The following is a 21,759-nucleotide window of genomic DNA, read 5'->3' on the forward strand; positions in this document are numbered from 1 at the left end:
CATATTACCTACCTGCGACTCCCAGAACTCAGGAGCCACAAAATCATGCGCCTTGACCGAGGCGGTTAACCAAATATCTAAAACGGTTTCCATATCGGTTGGACGGTATTCTCTGATCATCTTAATTCTCTGAAATTATTGCGGTTTAATATGCGAATCAGTATGCCGAGAAGCCACGTAAACTTATTGAAGATTTACGACAATGTCTCAGTCAGAATTATTGAACGGCAATGATAGATCAGTACCATTGGCCGCTACTGCTTCTTAACGTACTTCGCTGTAACGAGCATTTCACCACCACCATCAAGCTTGCAATCTAACTGATGATCTTTGCCTTCATTGATTCGTCTGATTACCGCTTTAGTGCCGATTTTCAGTACAGAAGAACTGCCTTTGATTTTTAGATCTTTAATGAAGGTAACTTTATCACCACTTTCCAATACAACGCCATTTACGTCCTTAACACGCGCGGCTTCTCTTTCTAAACGCTCTTCTTCTGGGTTCCACTCATAGGCACACTCAGGGCAGATTAGGTTGTTTTGGTCTGGGTAGACATATTCAGATTGGCATTGCGGACAAGGAGGTAAAGACATACGTTAATACTTCATTTAAATAAAATTTGCGTCCATTTTAATGACTCTTGTTAGGCTTAGCGAGCACAAATCGAACCAATTTTCAGTAGCGTAATTTAACTTAGAAAAGATCAGTACCTAAAACGAACAAACACAGCCGCTAAGCTGTGTTTGTTTAAAGATTTGAAAAGCGGAACGGCTTAACGTTCGACTTTTGGTGAGTAAATCGAGTAAGCGGTGATTTGCCCTGCCACGATTGCAGAGAACATGAATAACGCCGACAAACCGATACTAGGGATAGGCAAAATCGATTGTTCAAACACCGACTGGCTAGCACTCACTAATACTCGGCTACCCGGAACCAAGATGATGATCCCTTGCACGATATAAATAGAGCCCGTGAGTTCCATCTTCTTGGCAATCCAAGTCCCGTACAAAGTAATAAGAACCGTCGTAACCCAAGTACCGACAACCCAGCCACTATCAAAACCAAGATAGAATGGCCCCCACATACCCAGAACTGCCACTGGCAAGCCAAGTAAGATGTCTTTAGGACGCGCATTGAACATCACACCAATCGACACCGAGATCAACACCAAACCAGATATGTGCATCCATGTCGGAACCGCATTCGTATAGTCAATGGAGACCGCTTGTCCCCATATCGCTTCACCAATGTTGAGCCCCATAATAATCCCGACAAACAGCTTTATCAGGGTTAATGCGCTCTGCCCTAACAAACTGGTACCAGAGACGAGATCATTAAACGCCAAACATTCTAGTGCGTTGGCTATGGATAACCCGGGGACAAACAAGACAATCGAAGCGATACATAACGCCCACACCGGGATCGGCAACCCTGTGCTTGCCAAAAATGCCACGAAGATACCCGTTAATAGTGCCGAGATGAATTCAACCGCAATAGCGCGACGTGAATGAAGAACTTGCTGACATACCCAAACCATCAAACCCAGTAATGCAGAAAAGCCAACCGCTTCTAACGTACTGCCAATTAGCATCAGATACGCTGGCGGAATACCCATATTGGCCAGTGCCGTCACAAGTTTAGAGTAACCGACAGGCTCTGGAACAGGCTCACTGCTCGGTTGGTTAATACGAATGATGGTATTGGCCAACAAACTCAAGTTAATCGAAGCAGGCTTTAGACGCTTAAGAATAACGGCGTTGTTATCGTCTGGAAATTGATAATTAATCGCGGTTGGCGTTGCTTGGATCATCACATCAACACCATGCTTTTTTGCATAGAATTGGGTGTATTTCTCTAGCTTGTAAGGAGCACAACCACTGCGATGAAGAGTGTCACCAATTTCAACAATTTTGTTAATTCGGAACTGAGAAGGCATGGGAATTTTAGGGGAGACAAAATGTGCGGCAAATGTACCAAACGATAGAGGTAATGACGAGAGTTTTGCATGAATTATCAACTAAATTCGTTACTTTTTTCTTCGAACGCTTAGAGGAGCCTATAACTCCACCCATCTCGGATTCGCTTGATGAATACTTTAACAGACTGGCAAGTTAAAATCATGCATCCAGATTGTTATTAATGGGCATCAAAATACGAATGGAAATCAGTTTATGTTAACAGTCAAATTGCCTGTATTTATGTTAATTTTATGATGAGGAAACACCACTAAAATAGGTTTATAAATCCAACTGAGTGGGTCTTAGAAAGAGCGGAGCGTTCTTTGTTGTTTCTCGCCCTACGTTTAACGAGAGTTTAGTCACATTTTATTCACTCTAAAAGCGCCGAACATGATGGAAAAACTAGCGGAGTGGTGGTTATGCGAGCACTTAGAATAAAAATGAAAGAAAAAGGTTTCGTTTTCAGTTAGATGTGGCATTATCAAACTCGTTAAGACGATGTGCGTACATCGTATAATGGCTATTACCTCAGCCTTCCAAGCTGATGATGCGGGTTCGATTCCCGCTGTACGCTCCAGTCTTCTTGATGCTTCAGTCTTACTCTTAAGACAGTGTGCGTGCATCGTATAATGGCTATTACCTCAGCCTTCCAAGCTGATGATGCGGGTTCGATTCCCGCTGCACGCTCCAATTCCTCCTTATGTTTTGTTACGTGTTTTCTTCCAGCGATACCCTATTCAAAAAACTTCTCCGCTCGTTAAACCTATAAGCATTAATCCATATAGCTTAAACCCATTTTGTTAAGTCTAACCAACCAACGCTAATTAAGCAGCTAGCGCTATTAACTCCTTAAATCGCTTCGAATTTCTTAAACCTTTCCCATTACATATTGCAGTCTAGCTTTTAACGATTTTCAAAATTGTTCCAATTTAATAATCTTGGTCAATATCTGCAAAAATCATTGTGTTAATGTGCGCGCATTAGCAACAACCCATAAATAATAAAAAATGTTTAAAAGCAATGAGTTAACAATTAACATCGAAGCAATTAATGTCGCTTTAGCAAAAGTTGAAAATGCCAATAAAATTCAGCTAGATACATTGAAAGGTTATGTGAACAGCGAGCCTGAACAAGCTGTACTGGCTTTTCGATCGCTGAATGAAGCAGAATCAATCGACGACAAGTTTAAAAAGATCATGGCAGAGCTACCGCACCTGAGCGGCGAAGCACACCACCTGCTTGAAACTTCTATCTTGCTACAGTGATTCTAACTACAGATAAGCCTCAGCCAATACAAGTTAGTTCATGTATTCCTGAACAGGTTGAGACTTATCTTTAACTGGTCACAATGTTTAACCAATGACTTAGCTGCCACACAAAGCTGTGCTGATAGGTTGAAATGAGTTGGTGATGTAACGCCCTCGTATTACTCCCAGAAGTTCCACCACTTTTTGCTGTTTTCTTCACGCTGCTGTTGGCCTTTCTCTGACCCTTTTCCTTCTTCTTTACGCTCTTGTTCCGCTTTCTTGTCTTTCTGCTTTTCTAATCCCGACTTTTCTTCGTCATTATCCATATCATCTTCAAGCTTTTCTTTCTTATCTTTGAGCTTCTCTTTACTCTCTTCGAGGGCTTCTTTCTCGTCTTCCAAATCGTCGAGTTCTTTATCTAGTTTCTGCTTATCTTTTTTGTTCTTACTTTTTTTCGCTTTCTTATTTTTCTCTTCGATCATTGAATCAAGCTGCTTCTCACGATCATCAATTTCGCCTTCAACTTTTTTAGCCTCAGCGAGCGTTTTCACTTCTTCTAAATCGGGCTTACCTTTACCAGCCCACTCAGGTTTAGCAGCAATGCTGTGGGTCGACCACGTTATTAAAGCACCCGTTACTGCAAGTACTAGAACTGTCTTATTCATCCTTAAACTCCTATTCCTGTAGTCTTTTAAAGCTAATACCTAAATAGCACTAAAACAATGTAGCCATACCTAGCACTCATCCCTTTGAACTAGATATGGCTTGTGTATCACCTTATAGCGTTAACGACTTCACCATACCCGCTTCAGCGTGACCAGGAATATTGCACGCGAACTCTACGTTATTATCACCATGGAAATGCCAAAGCATCTGTTTCGCTTTGCCCGGCTTAACTGTAACTGTGCTGCCCGAGTCATGAGCGTGATTACCCATGTTTTTCATCATTTCACGGTGCTCTAATTGCTCTGAAGCAGAACCAATCGAGAATTCGTGGTCGATCTTGCCCGTGTTCATAACAACGAACTGCACCACGTCGTTTGGCTCAATATCGACCTTATTTTTGAATGTGATTTTCATGTCATCGCTCAGTAGAACATGAACGACTTTATCGGGTTTTGCGCCTTGAGCTGGCATCCCAACTTCTGACATGCCTTCCATATTCATCATCTTCGAATGGTCCATCTTTCCATCCTTCATCATGCTGTGATCCATTTTTGAATGATTCATCTCTCCACTCTTCATCATCGAGTGATCCATATTTGAGTGGTCCATATTCGAATGGTCCATTTCAGCAAAAGCCGTTGCAGTAGTTAACATCAGTGCAATCGCAATAAGTGTCTTTTTCATGATCGTTCCTTAGCTTAATTCTGTTTTTTTGTTAGTTTCACATGTTCATGTGGTGCGCCCTTACTCACTCTTTTTTGGCAAGTAAGGGCTAATAATCAATAAGTTATTTGTTTGTCTCGTTTTGGCTATGCGTAATCTCACGCTGTTTCCAGAGCTTAAAGATTGCAGGCAACACCAGTAGGGTAAGCAATAGTGCAGACGCCATTCCGCCTATCATCGGCGCAGCAATTCGCTGCATCACTTCAGAGCCCGTTCCCTCGCCATACATAATTGGGATGAGGCCAATAATCACAGTAAGTACCGTCATCATCACTGGGCGAACACGCAGTCCTGCGCCCTCACGAATCGCATCCGTTAAGTCTTCACTCTGAAGTGCTTGCTGGTTCTGCTCCGCATCCAATTTTTTGTAGTGCCATGCTTGGTTTAGGTAGACCAACATAATGACGCCTATCTCAACAGCTACCCCGGCAAGGGCGATAAAGCCCACACCCACCGCAATCGAGAAATTGTAATTGAGGACATGCATCAGCCATAGGCCACCAACCATTGCGAGTGGCAATGTCAGCATAATCATCATCACCTCACCGACACGGCGGAAGCTTAAGTAGAGCAACAACATGATGATGGCGATGGTGATTGGCACAACGACACTTAAACGTTCTTTGGCGCGCTCCATGTATTCGTATTGACCAGACCACGCCAGTGAATAACCTGCAGGTAAGACGATTTGATCTGTAACGACTTTTTGCGCCTCTGCCACATAAGAACCAAGGTCGCGCCCTTCGATGTCAACGAACACCCAGCCATTAGGACGCGCGTTCTCCGTCTTAATCATTGGTGGCCCATCTTCATAGCGAATATCCGCGACATCAGACAAAGCAATTCGCGCTCCATTTGGTGTCACTAACGGCAGGTTCTGCAACTTAACGACAGAATCACGATAGCTTTGTGGATAACGAACATTGATTGGATAACGCTCTAGCCCCTCAACGGTTTCGCCCACGTTCATGCCACCAACCGCAGTCGAAATAACCTGTTGCACTTCTTTAATGCTCAAGCCATATCGCGCAGCAGAACGACGTTTGATGTCTATCGTCACATAACGACCACCCGCAACACGCTCAGCGTAGACAGAGGCCGTGCCACTGACACCATTCAAGATAGGTTCAAGTTGAGAGCCAATATCCTCAATCACGCTCAGATCTGGGCCTGCGATTTTGATACCAATTGGCGTTTTAATACCCGTCGCCAACATGTCGATACGCGTTTTGATTGGCATGACCCAAGCGTTGGTCAAACCGGGGAATTGAATCAGATCATCAAACTCTTTTCGTAGCGACCCAGTAGTGACACCGTCACGCCACTCATCTCGCGGTTTAAGCTGAATCACGGTTTCAATCATGGTTAACGGTGCAGGATCGGTTGCTGTCTCTGCTCGGCCAATTTTGCCCCACGTGGTTTCGACTTCTGGAATGGTTTTGATGAGCTTATTGGTTTGTTGCAACAACTCACGAGCCTTACCTATTGAGATACCCGGATACGTGGTTGGCATGTACATCAAATCCCCTTCGTCCAAAGGAGGGATGAACTCGCTGCCAAGCTTACTGGTTGGGTAATAAGCAGACGCCATTAAGCCAAGTGCGATAACAATCATCACCTTTGGATATTTTAGGCTGAGGTTCAGAAGCGGCTTGTACATCGCCACTAGGCTGCGGTTGACTGGGTTTTTGTGTTCAGGCAACACGTTACCGCGAATGAAGTAACCCATTAGCACAGGCACAAGCGTGATAGCCAAACCGGCTGCAGCGGCCATTGCATACGTCTTGGTAAACGCAAGTGGCGAGAACATCTTGCCCTCTTGCCCTTCTAGCGCGAACACAGGCACAAAACTCAAGGTAATGATAATCAGGGAGAAGAACAGTGGTGCGCCGACTTCTTCTGCTGCCTTACCAATCACCTGCCAACGGTTTTTGTCAGTGAGCGGAGTCCGTTCAATGTGTTTATGAACGTTCTCGATCATTACGATGGCACCATCCACCATGGCGCCAATCGCAATCGCGATCCCGCCAAGAGACATGATGTTGGCGTTAATACCCTGCCAATGCATCACAATGAATGCACCTAAGATACCAACAGGCAGACTTAGCGCGATAACCAGTGATGATCGGATATGGAACAGGAACAGCGCACACACCACGGCGACCACGATGAACTCTTCAGCCAGCTTCTTCCAAAGGTTTTCAACGGCTGAATCAATCAAAGTAGAACGGTCATAAGTCGCGACAATCTCGACACCATCAGGTAGGCCCGCTTGCAGTTCAGCGAGTTTGGATTTCACCGAGTCGATCACTTCACTGGCATTTTCACCAAAGCGCATCACGATAACGCCACCAACGGCTTCACCTTCACCATTGAGTTCAGAGATACCGCGACGCATTTGCGGGCCAAAATTAATGTCAGCAATGTCACCTAATAGCAACGGAGTACCTTTGTCGGTCACTTTTAGCGGCAGAGATTGAATGTCTTCGATGCTTGTCAGGTAACCGGTGGTACGAACCATATGTTCGGCTTCCGCAATCTCAACAACAGACGCTCCTGTTTCTTGATTACCATCTTGGATTGCCTTGTTGACTTGCTGAAGCGTTAGGTCGTAAGCACGTAACTTGGCAGGATCAATCTGTACTTGGTACTGCTTCACCATGCCACCAACGGTCGCCACTTCAGACACGCCTTCTACAGTTTGCAATTCATACTTCAAGAACCAATCTTGCAAACTACGAAGTTCCGCTAAGTCGTGCTGACCTGTTTTATCTTGCAACACGTAGCTGTAAACCCAGCCCACACCGGTTGCATCGGGTCCTAGTGTTGGCTTGGCACTCGATGGCAAGTTAGGTGCAACTTGGCTTAAGTACTCCAACACTCGTGAACGCGCCCAGTACATATCGGTATCGTCATTGAAGATGATATAGACATAGGAATCACCAAAGAACGAGTAGCCACGAACTGTTTCAGCACCCGGTACAGCTAACATGGCGGTGGTGAGTGGATAGGTCACCTGATCCTCGACCACCTGTGGGGCTTGACCCGGATAACTGGTTTTGATGATTACCTGAACATCTGACAAATCAGGAATGGCATCGACAGGTGTATTTTTAACGCTGTATAAACCGCCAAATACGATGGCGACAGTGGCAACCAGCACTAAGAAACGGTTGCTAATAGACCAGCGAATAATTGCATTGATCATAGTTCGCCCTCACCCGTGCTATTCGTCGGTTCGAGAGATTTGAGCACATAATCAGAACCTTGCTTCGCCACTAGAAACCGAATGGTTTGACCCTCGGCAAACTCAGATAAATCAAGGTCATCACTGGCTTGGAAATTCATTTCACCCGCTTTCCAATTCCACTCAGGGACTGGCTGATGTTTTACAGTGATCATGCCAAAATCTGCCATCAACATGGTGATGTCACCCGTTACCCAAACTTCGCCGGCGATCTTGTGTTTGTTGACCTTGTAATCCACAACCTCGTACTGCCCTGACTCTGTCTTTCTCATCTCGAAATCAATCGCCTTACCACGTTGGACGTCACTCATGTCCAAGCCTTCCGCAAAGGTGAAATTCATCACCATGCCCGGCCAATCCCATTCTGGAACAGGCTGATGGTTAATCGTCACCATGCGACTACCTTGCATAACATCGGAAATTTCACCCTTCGCCCATACGGTTTCAGCTTCTTCTTCAACACCATTGATGCGTGACAGATCAGCGGATTGGCTCGATTCAGAATCCAACATGAAGTGCGCAGAAGTGACAATGCTCTCACCTTGCTCTAGCCCTTGAAGCACCTCTATTTTTTCGCCAGCTTCACGACCAACCTCAATACGAGCAGAACGATACTTGCCAGAACCTTCTGACATCACCACTCGAGTCATACCACCGGAGTGAATCACCGAAGATCTTGGGATAGTAAGAACGGCTTCATCACTGATGGGTTTCAGCGCAATATTGGCAAACATATTTGGCTTAAGCTCACCATTTGGATTGGAGAACTTCAAACGAACGCGCAAAGTTCGAGTTTTTGGGTCAAGGATTGGGTAAACGTAATCGACATTACCCAACCACTCTTTGCCGGGAATGGCATCTAGCGTCATCACCGCATTGCTGCCTGACGAGATCCAGTGCGCTTGACGCTCAAACACCTCAGCATCAACCCATACTTCGCCTAGTGGGCCTGCACTGATCACCGCTTGTGCAGGTGAAAGGTAACCACCTTCTCGGATATTCAAACTCGCTATAACACCATCGGCTGGCGCTTTGACTTCAATTGTTTGCGAGGCTTTGCCTTTGCGCGTAATAGCGCGGATTTGAGTCTTATCAACACCCAAGGTAATTAAGCGTTCAGTCGAACCTTTGATCAAACCTTTACGACCCGTTTTATAAGCACTGATCAACTCTTCTTGTGCTTTAACAAGCTCTGGAGAATAGAGTGTGAAAAGCACATCACCTTTGTTTACCTTCTCACCCACTGCGTTGATGTAGAGCTTCTCAACCCAACCAGCTGCTCTTACGTTGGTTTGCCACAATGTACTTTCATCGAACGCCACATAACCCACGGTTTCAATCAGAGGAGACAGCGCTTCGAACTTAACTTTCGCTGTTTTGACACCCAGATTATTTTCTACCGAAGAATCAATGAACACGGTACCGGGCTCATCTTTAACACCACTTGAGTCATCCGCGTAAACAGGGATTAAATCCATCCCCATTGGCGATTGACCCGGCTTATCACGATGATAATTTGGGTCCATCGGAGCAACCCAATACAGAGGTTCATCCTTGGTTTGTTTACTTACTTCGGCGTCTGTACTCGTTGCCATTGCTGACATGTCGTGTGCTGGATTAATTAGAAAATGGTTCACACCAAAACCCAATGCACCACCGACCAATAAAGCGATTGTTGCTACTTTTACTGTACTCATTGTCTATTCCCTTATTGATTGGCTGTGTGTTTAGTTACGCTTGAGTTGTGGTTGGTTTACTTGGTATTCAAAGCCACTGACTAACGCCGCCAGTTTGCTGTTAACGATGTTGAGATCGGTGATCAAACGTTGTTGCTCTAACTTAAGCGCCAGCTCATCGGTCGTTGCTAAAATGACATCGTTAAACTGAGCGGTATTGTTTTGATAGCCCCTCTCAACCGCGCTGATTCGTGCTGCGGTTTGAGGAAGCAAGGACGTTTGATAGCGATCTAATCGCTGGATCAGATTTGATCTGTCCACCAGCAATGCGTTCACATGCGCGTTCATTTGGGAAAGTAAGGTGTCTTTTTGAGATTTAGCCGCACCAACTTGATACTGAGCAGCCGATAAGTTTTTATCTTGTCGGCTCCCTGTAAACAGCGGGATGTCGACTGTCAGATAAGCACTCACAAGATCAGAAGCTGGTTCACCCGCCATGTTATTGGCTTGACGGTGTGCATACATCACTTCCACCCCAAACTGCGGGGTATAAGCTTGCTCGGCTAATTCAACCTGAGTTTGATTGGAGGAAATACTGACATCGGAGATCTTAACCAAAGGATGGTCAGTCAGTAGCTGGTAGTGCTTGGTTGAATCGATATTGGTCGCTAATTTGCTTTCCAACAACGACCAATCGATTTGGTTAGTTGCATTCAGTGTGCCCTGAGAATCAAGAACCTGAGAGCCTAGCCAATCAGAACCCAACCATTCAGAAAGCTGAGAGATTAGACGACGCTGAACCTGTTGGTTTGCCTGAAGTTTCTCATCAAGCTTGCTCACTTGGAGCTGAGTATTAAGCAGATCTTGCGCTTCACTTTTACCAATCGAGTAATTGGTTTGTACATAGTTTTCAAGCTCAACCAACAAGCGACGATTTTGACGTATCACCGACTCAGCTTTTTGTTGATAACCTAACTCAAGCCAAAGCTGCGTCATGCTATTCGCAACCGTCAATTCTCTTGCTTGCACCTGCAAAGCTAAAGCATCTGCCTGTTGGCCTGCCTTTTTCTGTTGGAGGTTAAGCGTATCGCCACGCTCAAACTGCTGCATCAACCCTACCGATATATTGGTCATCGGGTCTTCGTCGAATTGAAAGCTATCGACAGGCAAACCGCCAAATCCAACTTTCAATTTCGGGTCCATTAAGGTCGAGCTAGCAATGCCCGTTTCTCGCATCGCTTGAGACTGAGCAAAGTACTGCTTGCGATTTCCATCTTCGCTTAAAGCTATCTCAATCAGAGTATTGAGCTGCTGTGATGAGCTTTGCTGAACGGTAGAAGTTAACTCAGTCGTCGCTAATGCAGTGCTTGAAAACAAGACAGCAGCGACCACTAAGCTCGTGTTCATTACAAACACAGAGGTTGTTGGTTTCATATTCACAATGAATGTCCATATCTAGCGCTAATTAGCGCATAAAAAAGAATGGCTTATCAGATTTATCTAACTGATATAACTGTATTTTTAGATATAGATTTATGCGGAAGGTGGGCGTAGCAAAGATTGAGCGCGTGCGACTTTCTGGCCAATCGTGACCGATTGAAAACGAGCTAATGAAAAGGAAAGTTGATCAACGGCTTGAACAGCCTGAATTGGATAGGGACTTGCAGAACACATTGAGGCACAGCAATCGGCACTCGAACAATGGTTACCCATCATCGGGCTGCCGTCTTCGCTCATTGAAGACATATCGAATTGAGCCATCAAAGCATGAGCACTCATGTTAGAGTCTTCAGGGTGTACTTCTTCACTCATCACATGACACCCTGCCATTGAATCATTAACCGAAGTATCGCTGTGGTAACAAGCCGACTTGCTCGACCCCATTTCCATCATCATTACTTCAGTCATCAAGGCTGAGGAGCTTGAGGCATAGCTAGACATCAACATCGCAATGATGCTGAAAACAATAATCCAAGTTTTTCGGAATGTGTTTGTCATAGCTTACCTTTGAATTTACAACGCAACTATAAACGTTCCCCTTAGGGTAAGGTCAATGCCATTGTGCCGATATTTACCTGACCGTTGAAAAAGTATTCATCCTCTCTTTCATCAAAACGAGATAATTCTTCGACTTTGCAGTTTTTTCTTTAAAAATTATCCAATTAGCTAGCGAAACCTCTATCTGTGTATTTTACTTAAGATAGTGCAACCACGATTCACGGATGATAAAAATGGCTAACAAAAAAAACGTCGAAACAAACAAGAAAAATACAGAAATCAAAAATAAGAAAAGTAACGAGCTAGAACAAAAGAAACCAACACAAAAAAAGAAGCGCAGACTGCATTCACATCTAAAAGTGAATATCCCACTTTTTCAGTCACTCATGATGATTTTGCCATCATTGGCTAAACACGCTGCTGCAGAGAGCATAGACAATTCCAGTGACGCTGCAGATCAAGTAACCGCAAATAACGTGACCGAAAAAGATGTCACCGATGAGCATAGTAAGGCGGACTCATCAGCGGTTGCTCTCCAAGACGCTCAGGCGAGTGACAACGACGTAAACTCAACCTTAAGTGCAAATCATGCCGCCCATGGTTTGAGCTCTAACTTAGTTCCTTCTCATCATTTATCGACGCTTTCTCACCCGCAAGTCCATTACATTCCTTCGGTATCGATGCCGACTATCTCCTCAGGGAGTAACGGTCAGCCGACTCATTCGAATGCGCCTACGACGCCCGCTTTACCCGTCACCTTTATGCCAGAAGTCATAAAAGGTACGTACGGAGAGCTTCATGTTGATGCAAATGGTCAATACACATTCGTATTGAATCCAAATTCTCCTCAATACATCCTGTTAAACCAGCACCAACCAGGTACTGATCATTTTGCGTTACATCTATCTAATGGCTCGAGCATCATTGTTCAGATACCGGTAACAGGTAAGCAAGACACGCCAAATATTTCTGGAGACCTAACAGGTGTGGTAACAGAAGATCACAATATTGATTCACAAGGCTTGTTACATGCGAACGGTAAAATTGATGTCATAGACCCTGACCAAAATGAAAATTCGGTTACGCCTGAAGTTATCTCAGGTAAATATGGTTCATTAACTATCGATGCTGATGGACATTGGCAGTATCAAGTTGATAACTCGCTCTCTAATGTTCAAGCTTTAACCGCAGCCACTTCATTGCACGAAAGTTTCACAATTCACACCAAAGATGGCACACCGCAAACGATCGATATGACGATTGGCGGGAACGACGACAATGCCGTAATTACGGGTGTGGATGCTGGCACGTTAACTGAAGATTTAACGACACAAGTTCAAGGGCAGCTTTCGGTAACGGACTCTGATCTTGGAGAGGACCACTTTCAAGCCTCACAAGTGACTAGTAATTTCGGTACGCTAAGCATCACCAAAGACGGTGCGTGGACATACAGTTTAGACAACAATAACCCAGTAGTTCAAAGGCTTGGCCAAGGTTCAACTGCGACAGACATCGTCACTGTTCACTCAGCTGATGGTACAGCGCATCAAGTCATGGTTACGATCAATGGCACCAACGACCATGCAGTAATCACGAGTAGTTCAGCAAATTCACCAAGTTCATTTTTCGCTATCGGGACAAGTAATGGCTCAAGCCAAGTTACTGAAGATAAAGACCTAACGGTTTCAGGCCAACTCAACATCATCGATATCGACTCAAAAGAGGCGCATTTTTCTAATTCCGACCTCAAGGGGACACTGGGTACTTTACACCTTAAAGACAATGGCGATTGGAGCTACGACCTAGATAATAAAAATCCACAAGTTCAGGCTCTTGGTCAAGGATCTACGACAACAGACATCATAACCATCCACTCCGCCGACGGCACTCCTCATCAAATTGCAATTACCGTTAACGGCACCAATGATAAAGCCGTGATAAGCGGAACAAGCTCCGGTGCAGTGACCGAAGAAACACAACTGCAAACCTCGGGCACACTTGCGGTAACGGATGTGGATACCGGTGAAGCGCACTTCGCTACTTCATCCACAGGAAGTACCGATATTGCAGGCTCGTTTGGTACGCTTCATCTGACCGATACTGGTTCTTGGACGTACGATCTTGATAATAAAAACCCTGCCGTTCAAGCATTAGGTAAAGGAGCAACCGCTACCGACACCATCACCGTTCATTCTGCTGATGGCACGCCGCATCAAGTGACTATCACGGTGAATGGCACCAATGATACTGCGGTGATAATGGGGACATCGACAGGCGATGTTCATGAAGGACACACTTTCACAGCATCAGACGGCAGTATGACTGGCGGTTATGTTGATGACCGTTCACCTGATCATCAGCACGGAAACATAGGGAAATTGTGGAACGATGAAATCCATACCGATGGCCACCTATCGATAGCGGATGCTGATGCAGGTGAAAGCTATGCCCAAACAGGCACTTATTATGGCACTCATGGTCGTGTCATACTTCAAACTAACGGGGACTGGACCTACTATGCTTCCATCGGCCAAGATGCAACAGGCAGAGCTATTGATCATCTGGGTAAAGGGGAATCACTAACCGATACTGTCACCGTTAAATCTGCAGATGGCACCACACACGATATCGTTGTCACCATTCATGGCGATAACGACCGTCCGTATTGCTCTGGTGAGATGCAACTCAACAGCGGAAAAGAAGATCTTGCCCAAACCCTCACTGCAACTGAGCTATTGGCAAACACCAAAGATGTAGATACCAATGACATAGGCAAGTTGACGATTACGAACCTTCATGCCGATCATGGTTCTATTCAAGATAATCAAGACGGTACCTTCACTTTCACACCAACCAAAGACTATAACGGCCAAGTTCATTTTAGCTATGACGTCACAGATGCACATGGGGGTGTCACTGCAACAGGCGCGAATTTACATTTACAAGCAACTGGCGATGCCGCGACTATTACTGGAGTTGATCACGGGAATGTGACAGAAGATCGTGGTTATATCGATACACATTATAATCTTCATTTTGATGGCAAATTAGATATTGTTGACCCCGACCAAGGTGAAGCTCAGTTTGATATTCAAAGAGGCCACACCTATCACGGAATTGGCTATGATACAAAAATGGGTGGATGGGTACTTTTACAACAAGATGGTACTTATACTTATACAATTGATAATCGTAAAACAGAAATTCAAAATCTTGGGTCAACAGAGACTCTTGTCGATAAGGTGACAATCCACAGTGTCGATGGAACAAGTCATGAAATTCAGATCACAATCCACGGTACAAATGATGACCCTAAGGTTTCTTCGGTAACAACTCTTCCTGCAGGAACTGAAGATACAGATGTCGTTCTGCACGCTTCTGATTTACTCGCCAACGCTACAGACATCGACCACAATGATGCAGGGCAACTCTCAGTGGCCAACCTCACCGCCGACCATGGCAAAATCACCGATAATCATGACGGTACTTTTACCTTTCATCCTGCCCTAGATTACAATGGGAAAGTCTCTTTTAGCTATGATGTAAAAGATGCACATGCTGGCAGTACAGCGACTTCAGCGAGTATGACGTTAGCACCAACCAGTGATGCGGCGGTTATTACAGGCTCCGGTTCTGGGGTTAAAGAGGATATCAATGTGGATATCTCCAGTGGGCATCTCCTTGGAGCTTCTGGTGTGTTCCATGTTGTTGACCCAGATGGTCCCGCACAGTCACAATTCCCAGATGTGCTCTATGGTGGTATTTATCAAGGGTCTCATGGTGGAGATCTTCAGGTGAATAGTAATGGTAACTATTACTACCATATGAGTAATTATTTAGTACAACATCTCTCAGAGGGTGAAATACTCAAAGAGGAGTATACCATTCACAGCGTTGATGGAACTCAACACAAAGTGGAGTTTACCGTTGAGGGGACCAATGATAAACCCGTCCTCTCTGCCCAATCACAATCGGTAACTGAAGGTGGAATCCTTTTATCTGGTCAGATGTATGCCACGGATGTGGATACAAAAGACACGCATACATTCACTATTGATAAACCTGTAGATGGCTTAACCTTTAACAATGATGGTAGTTACACTTTTGACCCCTCCCATGCAAGTTATCAAAACTTGGGAGTAAACAATGACCAAGTTATACATGTTCAGGTAAAAGTGGATGACCATAATGGTGGTACGGATACGAAGACTCTAACATTAGTTGTACACGGAACGAATGACGGTGCAACAATTGGCGGACAAGACACCTTTACTGTTCAAGAGGATCATAACCTTACCCTAAACTCCGGTAATACGATCATATACAACGGCCAATTGACCATTACTGACGCCGATGCTGGAGAAGATCATTTTGATGGGAATCTTCATCAAAACCAACGAACAGGCACATGGGATACCGGATATACAACACAGGAAGGTGGAAAACTCATTCTTCAATCCAATGGTTCATATCGCTATGAAATTGATAATAGCCTCGCAAAGATTCAATCTCTCGGTAGTAGTGAAACGTTAATTGATACTGTTACTGTACGTTCTGCTGATGGTACGCATCATCAAATTCAAGTCACTATCCAAGGTGACAATGATGCTCCAGTTGTTAGCTCCGCAGTTACACTTACGGCTGGAACTGAAGATACAGATGTCGTTCTACATGCTTCTGATTTACTCGCCAACGCTACAGACATCGACCACAATGATGCGGGGAAACTCTCTGTAGCAAATCTTATCGCGGATCATGGAAAGATTACCGATAATCACGACGGAACCTTCACCTTTCACCCTAACCAAGATTACAACGGCAAAGTCTCCTTTACCTATGATGTGCAGGATGCACATGGTGGAAGTGTCGCTACATCAGCCTCAATAACTCTCACTCCCACCCGTGATTCTGCTGTGATTTCAGGCGATGATACTGGTTCAATTAAAGAAGATCATAATGTTGGTCCTAGTTCATTACACCCTGTCGCCGCATCGGGTTTGCTGAGTGTGACAGATCCTGATGCAGGGCAAGACCATTTTCAGGTCAATCTGTTATTAGGAGAACAGGCGATTCACGATCCCTTTGGTGGTTTTTTACGCATTACACCAAGTGGCGCTTGGGGATATGAAGTAGCCAATAGTCGCTTGCAAGCATTAGCTGAAGGTGAAGTAGAAAAGGTTGTATATCGTGTTTATTCTGCAGACCACACTGCTCACGATATAACAATAACGGTGACAGGCACCAACGATCAACCGAGCATTACTGCGACGACACTTGCACATGGCACTGAAGATACGCATTACCAAATGCAAGCCAGTCAGTTTGGATTCAGTGATATCGACACAGGCGATACGTTACATTCCATCGCAATCACAGATCTACCATCAGCAACACAAGGTAAGTTTGTACTTGATGGACACGATGTTACAGCGGGGCAACACATCTCTACAGCTGACATCAGTAAACTTCAGTTCGTTCCTGCGCAAGATTTTAATGGCGATGTTCAGTTTAAATTTACAGTAAATGATGGACATGAAGATTCGTTAGAAGCTACCAATACCCTGCATATTGATGCGGTTGGAGATAAAGCCGCTATATCAGGTGTGGATACTGGCGATGTTTATGAAAACAGAAACCCTGATATGTCGCCAGACTTTGCCCAGCCCGGTATGGCACATTTAACTAATAGTATGATTCATGTTGAGGGGCAACTAACAATCATCGATCCAGATACCGGCGAGAATAGTTTTGATTCTAAAGGTATTGGTTATACCTATCATGGAAAATATGGCCATTTGATTCTTAATACAGATGGTAAATGGTTTTATGGTGTTGCAACCGGCACTGCTGATGTAAATGGTGGATTAACAACAAAGGTAGGATCGACGATTGATCAACTTGGTGCAAATGAGACACTCACTGATACGATAACGATACAAAGTAAAGACGGTACTACTCATGATATTGTTATCACCATTCATGGCGACAACGACCGTCCATACTGCTCTTCAGAAGTGCAGCTCAACAGCGGTAAAGAAGACCTCGCGCAAACCATCACGGCCACCGAACTCTTAGCAAACACTATAGACGTGGATAGCAACGACCTAGGCAAACTAACCGTTGCGAATCTGCTAGTCGATCACGGCTCTGTAGTCGATAACAAAGACGGCACCTACACTTTTACTCCAACCAAAGACTATAACGGCCAAGTTCATTTTAGCTATGACGTCACAGATGCGCATGGCGGAACGACTCATACAGGAGCAATCACAACCCTTGTAGCAGTTAATGATGCCGCCACATTTGCTGGTGACTCCAGCAGCATAAAAGAAGATACAAACATTCACCACAACGCGCATATCACTGGGTCAGCAACTATTCCAGATGCCCTTTATTGCCATGGGCTCCTGATTGTTTCTGACGCTGATGGTCATGGCGAAGCTGCATTAGATCTTAAGGGGCAACCGAAAATATCTCTGGATGGAACCTATGGTCATTTCGACATCACTAGTACTGGGACATGGGTTTATAAAGCAGACAACAAGAGTACGCAGATTCAAGACTTAGACAATGGACAAACACTCACAGATAGCATTGAAGTCACATCAAAAGACGGTACCAAGCATTCAATTACCGTCACTATTAACGGGACTACTGACGCTCCTACTCTACACAGCCTCAGTGATTCTGGTGTTCAACATAGTGGTCCAGTTGAAGGGAATCTACTTACTGGCTCTGGGACGGATCAAGGATTGAGTGGTGCAGCAACAGACACCGATTCCAACGCACATCTGGTGTTGCAAGATATTCAAATAAAAGACCCGGTGTCAGGTTATGTCGCGGTAAGGCCGGGGCAACCACATACTATGGCCGGTATCGGTACACTCGCGATCGAAGCGAATGGTCATTATACCTTCACCCCGGAAGCTGGCTTTACAGGTAAAGTGCCAAGTATGGTTTATCGCGTCGGCGATGATGGCGGTAACCCAATAGGAGACTCTTCTCAAAACTCTCTCTCTATTGAAGTCACCCCTCCTCTACAACATGCGCCAACGGTGACAGGGCAAACCGTTTCTACAAATGAAGACATCACCAGAACCATTACGACCAGTGAATTTGGTTACAGTGATCAAGATGGCGATGCGTTACAGTTCGTGACTATTAGCAGCTTACCGAGTCATGGATTATTACTTTTAAACGGTAACGCCGTAACCGCCAACCAGCAAATCAGCAAGGCTGACTTAGACGCAGGCCATTTAACTTTCACGCCGAGCAATAATGAAAACGGCGCCAACTATGCGCAATTTACATTTACTGCGAATGATGGCCATAAAAATTCGGCAAGCGCAACGATGGTAGTGGATGTCAATGCGGTCAATGATGCACCTATCGTTGGATCGAGTTTTATTAGTTCTTTAGAAGATAAGCCTCATGCGTTCACCACCGCAGACTTTAAATATTCTGATATTGATGGAGATGCGTTAAACCACATCACGATTACCAATGTCGCCCATGGCGTGTTATCGCTGAATGGCACCACAGTGAATGTTGGTGATGACGTCAGCGCCTCCGACGTTTCATCACTCATCTTCACCCCAACTCACAACTACTTTAGTTCTGGTGTCAGCGGATTAGGGGCGGTGCAATTTACCGCAAACGATGGTCATCTTGATTCAAAAGAAGGGTCAATACTCATTAATATAGCGAGTGTCGCTGACCCTGCAACATTCAGTGGAGACTCCACAGGAGTGGCAAAAGAAGACATAACACTTCAAGCTTCAGGTACGTTGACGGCGAGTGACCCTGATGGAACAGCAGGGTTTACCGCGGTACAGGGTGGAGCTGGAATAGCCGGAAGCAAAGGCTATGGGCACGCTCATATCGATGTAAATGGTCACTGGACTTACGACCTTGACAACAACCATCCTATAGTTCAACAGCTTGGCGAAGGTCAGACAGACACTGAAACCATCACGGTTCAATCTGCAGATGGCACGCACCATGATATCGTGGTTACCATTACCGGAACCAATGACGCACCGATTCTCGGCGTTAACCAGACATCATCAACAGCAGGTACATTAACAGAGACAGATGTAGACGTTAATGACACTCATATGTTCTCTGTCGTCAGCTCAACAGGGCAATTCGGTTCATTGTCGGTCGATCCAAATACTGGTGACTACGTCTACACACCAAATACGTCTATCACAGGAATGAGTTATAACTCTGCCACCAACTCCTATCATGGTGTCGATGTATTCGAAGTAAAAGTCAGTGACGGCCATACGGAAGATTCGAAATTCATCACCTTTGATGCCTCGGGACATGTCACCATGTCACCAACGGGTAGCTTAGTCACCTCGACGACTGTTCTGCACCAACCTGTGGTAACTACGACGCAACCAACCTTGCCTTCAGGCACTAACGTCGCGCCAACGAACACCGTTACTCTGGATCTCGCGTCAACAAGCGATTCAGGTTCATCGCAAACTGACAACCTGACCAACGACACTACCCCAACGATTACCGGACACACTGATATTCCATTCTCGAAAGTCACTATTTACGATGGTTCCACACCCGTTGGACACTCGGTATCTGATGCCTCTGGCCAATATAGTGTTGCCGTAAGCAGCTTATCGGAGGGCGATCATAATCTATCCGCCAAAGCATTGGCTCCTTCGTCAGTGCTACCGGCTACATCTTCGCTTCTTTCCGTCCATATAGATACACAAGTACACGTCGGTATTCAAACAGACCCAATTACCGCCGACAATGTGATTAATGCTCAAGAATCCAACAGCTCCATTGACATCACCGGATCCGTTTCTGGCGATTATAATGCAGGCGACATTGTGACTTTAGATGTAAATGGGACACAGCATACTGGCGTGGTCGATGCAAAAGGACACTATTCAATTGCCGTACCTGGCAGTGAACTCATTGCCGATGCTGACCAAAAAATAGAGGCATCAGTAGCGGTAACAGATACCTCAGGTAATAGCGCTCATGCCACTGCAGATGTTACTTACCAAGTCGATACACAGGTTAGCGTTCCTACGATTACCTTTGAAAATTCAGGGGCAGACAACTTATACAGCAAAGCTGAAATCGCCCGAGGACAAGCAAACACGATCACAGCAACCGTTACGCCTCCTGGTGATGCCAAAATCGGTGAGCATCTTGTCGTTAACGGTCAGGACCATGTATTAGATGCTCATACTCTACAGCACGGAATACAAATTGAAGTTCATCCCGGTTCTAATGTACAAGCAACAATGACTGACGAACACGGTAATACCGCAGGTAGCCAAGGTTTCGCTGCAAGCGCTATTCCTGAACCGATCATTGTCAGACCACCATCGGGAAGCCACCAAGTGTCTGGCACACTTGGGGTACCACCACTGTTACCATCTTTAACTCCGGTACCAACAGCACAAAGCGGTTGGAGAATCCATTTACCTAATGGACAATATGTCACCAGCCACCACGGGCAATATGGAACATTAACCATTGATCCTCAAACCGGCCACTTACATTACCAAGAGCAAGCTCAGGTTCATACGGGCCCACATGGCAGCGCTTCAGGTATCGGTCAACACGAAGATAAATTTGAAGTAGCATTACAAGGGTCAAATCAAGATGAAGTGGTCGCCCATGTGAATATCCAGATACTCAGTCATGGGCCAGGAAATAGTGGAAAGCTGACAGTTGGAACTGAAGTGGTTGATATGACGATCACACCTTTAGTCCATACATCGCACCCTGCTCCGCCGCCACCGCCTCCTGTTCAACATGACGAGCCAGACATGGCTTCGCAAGCCGACTTTACGGTCACACTAAGCGATGATAGTAATCTGGATTTAACCCAGCAGACCCATCAAGAACCCGAACAGAAAACCAGCCACCATGGTGCAGCAGCTTATCTGGATGCATTGGGCATTAAACCCGATGCGACATCGACAACGGTTCACGATCAACCTGCGGATATGGATATCATACTTGCACAAGTCGACCAACCAGATGCAGCAACACATGACCAAGCGCACTTGGATATGTCAGACGCGCTGGAACACCATGATGCAAACATCAACCATAACCAAGATGATGAGCACCATCATCACAACGATATCGATGGGTTACCGGACATAGATCCTAACTCATGACTTCAAGTGTAAGGTGCCTAATGCTTAGTGCCTAGTGCTAGTAACTGACCGCTTAAACTCTAGGCAAACACAATC

Annotated in this window: 10 protein-coding genes, 2 tRNA genes and 1 pseudogene; 4 read left to right on the forward strand and 9 right to left on the reverse strand. The window is 45.3% G+C overall.

The genetic code is table 11. The features are described from left to right. From AB4232_RS01595 to AB4232_RS01605, 3 genes and pseudogenes are all read right to left on the reverse strand, one after another. Positions 1-120: pseudogene (locus AB4232_RS01595) on the reverse strand (GNAT family N-acetyltransferase); the annotation flags it as partial. Positions 121-254: 134 nt separating this feature from the next. Continuing rightward, complete coding sequence (locus tag AB4232_RS01600) at positions 255-593, reverse strand: zinc ribbon domain-containing protein YjdM (protein WP_004731484.1); 339 nt, start codon at positions 591-593, stop codon at positions 255-257. 179 nt (positions 594-772) lie between these two features. Further along, entirely contained in the window at positions 773-1,936 is a 1,164-nt protein-coding gene (locus tag AB4232_RS01605; RefSeq protein WP_009845522.1) for a threonine/serine exporter family protein, read from the reverse strand. 524 nt (positions 1,937-2,460) lie between these two features. Here AB4232_RS01605 and AB4232_RS01610 point away from each other — a divergent pair. The 3 genes from AB4232_RS01610 (at position 2,461) to AB4232_RS01620 (ending at position 3,223) form a co-directional block, all read left to right on the forward strand. Beyond that, a tRNA-Gly gene (locus AB4232_RS01610) sits at positions 2,461-2,535 on the forward strand. Between the two features lie 38 nt (positions 2,536-2,573). Further along, positions 2,574-2,648: transfer RNA gene (locus AB4232_RS01615), tRNA-Gly, on the forward strand. Between the two features lie 317 nt (positions 2,649-2,965). Then, positions 2,966-3,223 carry a hypothetical protein gene (locus tag AB4232_RS01620; protein WP_004731488.1) on the forward strand — a complete coding sequence of 86 codons (258 nt, stop codon included), beginning with the start codon at positions 2,966-2,968 and terminating at the stop codon, positions 3,221-3,223. 161 nt (positions 3,224-3,384) lie between these two features. On the opposite strand, the gene AB4232_RS01625 is transcribed toward AB4232_RS01620, so the two are convergent. The 6 genes from AB4232_RS01625 to AB4232_RS01650 form a co-directional block, all read right to left on the reverse strand. Next, positions 3,385-3,870 (reverse strand): hypothetical protein, encoded by a 486-nt coding sequence (locus tag AB4232_RS01625; RefSeq protein ID WP_004731489.1) that lies wholly within the window; start codon positions 3,868-3,870, stop codon positions 3,385-3,387. 112 nt (positions 3,871-3,982) lie between these two features. Then, a complete protein-coding gene (locus AB4232_RS01630) occupies positions 3,983-4,555 on the reverse strand; it encodes a cupredoxin family protein (protein WP_372085831.1) in 573 nt (190 codons plus the stop codon). 103 nt (positions 4,556-4,658) lie between these two features. Further along, the gene (locus AB4232_RS01635) at positions 4,659-7,802 is read right to left on the reverse strand and encodes an efflux RND transporter permease subunit (RefSeq protein WP_372085833.1); all 3,144 of its coding nucleotides are present in this window, start codon (positions 7,800-7,802) and stop codon (positions 4,659-4,661) included. Then, positions 7,799-9,538 (reverse strand): efflux RND transporter periplasmic adaptor subunit, encoded by a 1,740-nt coding sequence (locus AB4232_RS01640; RefSeq protein ID WP_372085835.1) that lies wholly within the window; start codon positions 9,536-9,538, stop codon positions 7,799-7,801. The genes AB4232_RS01635 and AB4232_RS01640 overlap by 4 nt, the downstream gene beginning before the upstream one ends. 30 nt (positions 9,539-9,568) lie before the next feature. Further along, the gene (locus tag AB4232_RS01645; protein WP_372085864.1) at positions 9,569-10,951 is read right to left on the reverse strand and encodes a TolC family protein; all 1,383 of its coding nucleotides are present in this window, start codon (positions 10,949-10,951) and stop codon (positions 9,569-9,571) included. Positions 10,952-11,050: 99 nt separating this feature from the next. Then, complete coding sequence (locus tag AB4232_RS01650; protein WP_017102898.1) at positions 11,051-11,515, reverse strand: hypothetical protein; 465 nt, start codon at positions 11,513-11,515, stop codon at positions 11,051-11,053. A gap of 233 nt (positions 11,516-11,748) precedes the next feature. Between AB4232_RS01650 and AB4232_RS01655 the strand changes: the two genes are divergently transcribed. Further along, entirely contained in the window at positions 11,749-21,684 is a 9,936-nt protein-coding gene (locus AB4232_RS01655) for a VCBS domain-containing protein (RefSeq protein WP_372085837.1), read from the forward strand. Positions 21,685-21,759: the final 75 nt, after the last annotated feature.

This window comes from Vibrio sp. 10N.286.46.A8 (genome assembly GCF_041470165.1).
GTDB classification, from domain to species: Bacteria; Pseudomonadota; Gammaproteobacteria; order Enterobacterales; family Vibrionaceae; genus Vibrio; species Vibrio tasmaniensis_A.